This window comes from Streptomyces sparsus (assembly GCF_054776295.1).
Window position 1 is genome coordinate 1 of the sequence record NZ_BAAHCA010000831.1, and the last position, 2190, is coordinate 2190.

Here is a 2190-nt window from a genome sequence, read left to right on the forward strand (position 1 = left end):
CCGAGCCGTCGCCGCGCGCCGCCCGGTCGTACGCCGCGGCCAGCCGCAGCGCCAGGGTCGTCGCCGCCTCCGACTCCAGCGCCAGGTCGGCGAGCACGTTCCGCATCAGCGGCTTGTCGAGCAGCGTCCCGCCGAACGCAGTGCGATGCGCCGCGTGGTGCGCGGCCTGTGCCACGGACTGCCGCATCAGTGCCGCCGAGCCGGTCACGCAGTCCAGCCGGGTCGCGGCGACCATCTCGATGATGGTCGCCACCCCGCGGCCCTCCTCGCCCACGCGGCGTGCCCAGGTGGACCCGTCGAACTCCACTTCGGCCGACGCGTTCGACCGGTTGCCGAGCTTGTCCTTGAGACGCTGCACACGGAAGGCGTTGCGGGTGCCGTCGGGCAGCATCCGGGGCAGCAGGAAGCAGGTCGGCCGGCCGTCACCGGGGCCCGTTTGGGCGAGCACCAGGAAGACGTCGGACATCGGCGCCGAGCAGAACCACTTGTGCCCGGTCAGCGTGTAGGCGCCGTCCTCGGCCAGCGGCTCCGCGCGGGTCGTGTTGGCGCGGACGTCCGAACCGCCCTGCTTCTCGGTCATGCCCATACCGGCCAGCGCACCCGCCTTGCCGGCCGCCGGCCGGAGACCCGGCTCGTAGGTGCGCGAGGTGAGCAGCGGCTCCCACACCGCGGCCAGCCCCGGATCGGCCCGCAGCGCGGGCACCGCGGCGTGCGTCATCGACAGCGGGCAGCCGTGCCCGGCCTCCACCTGCGACCACACCAGGAACGCCGCGCTGCGCCGAAGCTGCCCGTCCGGGCGGGTCCAGGCGTCGGTGAGCCCGGCGGCCGTGCCGCGCTCCAGCAGCCGGTGCCACGACGGATGGAAGTCGACCTCGTCGACGCGGTGGCCGTACCGGTCGTGGGTACGCAGCTCCGGCGGGTGCGCGTTGGCCTGCGCCCCCCACTCCTGCGCCTCGGCCGATCCGGCCGCCCGGCCCAGCGCGCTCAGCTCGGCCTCGATCTCCGTGCGGTTCCCGGGCGCGGCGTGCCGCCGCACGCCCTCGGCGAGCGCCCGGTCCTGCGTGAAGACGTCGTAGTCCACCAGCGGCGGGGGCTGATTCGTCACGGTGTGCGTCGAGGCGGCCATGGGCCTCAGCGTAGGCGGCGGGCACCCGGCTCGTCACCGGTGAGCGTCACGGGCCGTGGGGCGGATACGTTACGGGTGTGCGAGCAGCCACTTCACCCCCGAACCGGCCCCCCGGCCGCCGGGCAAGAACACGTCTTGTGTACCGGAACGTCCCCAAACGCAAGCTCACCTGGCTGCTGCTGAAGGACACCGTCAACTCCTGCATCGAGTACCGGATCCTCGGCCTCGCGGCGGAGGCCGCGTTCTTCACCCTGCTGTCGCTCCCGCCGCTGCTGCTCGGCCTCATCGGGCTGCTCGGTTATCTCGACGCGTACATCGGCACCGACACCATCGCCAGCGTGCGGACGAACATCCTGGACGCCTCCTCGGCCGTGCTGTCCGACCGGGGCGTCAACGACATCGCCGTGCCGCTCATCGACGACGTCATACGGGACGGTCGGCCGGACATCGTCTCGTTCGGTTTCGCGCTGGCCCTGTGGTCCGGCTCGCGGGCGGTGAACGTCTTCATCGACACCATCACGGTGATGTACGGCCTCGACGGCCACCGCGGCATCGTCAAGACCCGGCTGCTGGCGTTCCTGCTGTACATCATCGCGCTGCTGATCGGCGCGGTCGCGCTGCCGCTCATGGTGGTCGGCCCGGACGCCGTCATCCGCTGGATCCCGCAGGCGGAACTCCTGGTCAGGGTCTTCTACTGGCCGACCGTGCTGCTGCTGTCCGTCGCCTTCCTCACCACGCTCTACCACTTCTCGGTGCCCGTCCGCTCGCCCTGGCGGGAGGACATTCCCGGCGCCCTGGTCTCCCTGCTGATGTGGGTGGGGGGCAGCTTCCTGCTGCGCATCTACCTCACCTCGACGGTGGAGGGGCCCACCATCTACGGCTCGCTGGCGGCACCTGTCGCGGTGCTGCTGTGGATCTTCATCTCGGCCTTCGCGGTCCTGGTCGGTGCCGCCGTGAACGCGGCTATCGACCGGGTGTGGCCGTCGGTGGCCACCGCCGCCGCCCGGCGGGCCAAGGAACGCCAGCGGGAGGCGGAGGCCGCCGAGGTCGTCGCCGCCGCGGCG

2 protein-coding genes are annotated in these 2190 nt (G+C 72.3%); one reads left to right on the forward strand and one right to left on the reverse strand.

Annotated elements, in window-relative coordinates; genetic code table 11:
• A partial coding sequence (locus ACYVE9_RS23920; RefSeq protein ID WP_461029967.1) for an acyl-CoA dehydrogenase family protein occupies positions 1-1126 on the reverse strand: 1126 nt, incomplete at its 3' end.
• Positions 1127-1263: 137 nt separating this feature from the next.
• On the opposite strand from ACYVE9_RS23920, the gene ACYVE9_RS23925 reads away from it, so the two are divergent.
• The coding region (locus ACYVE9_RS23925; RefSeq protein ID WP_461029968.1) for a YihY/virulence factor BrkB family protein at positions 1264-2190 on the forward strand (927 nt) is incomplete at its 3' end.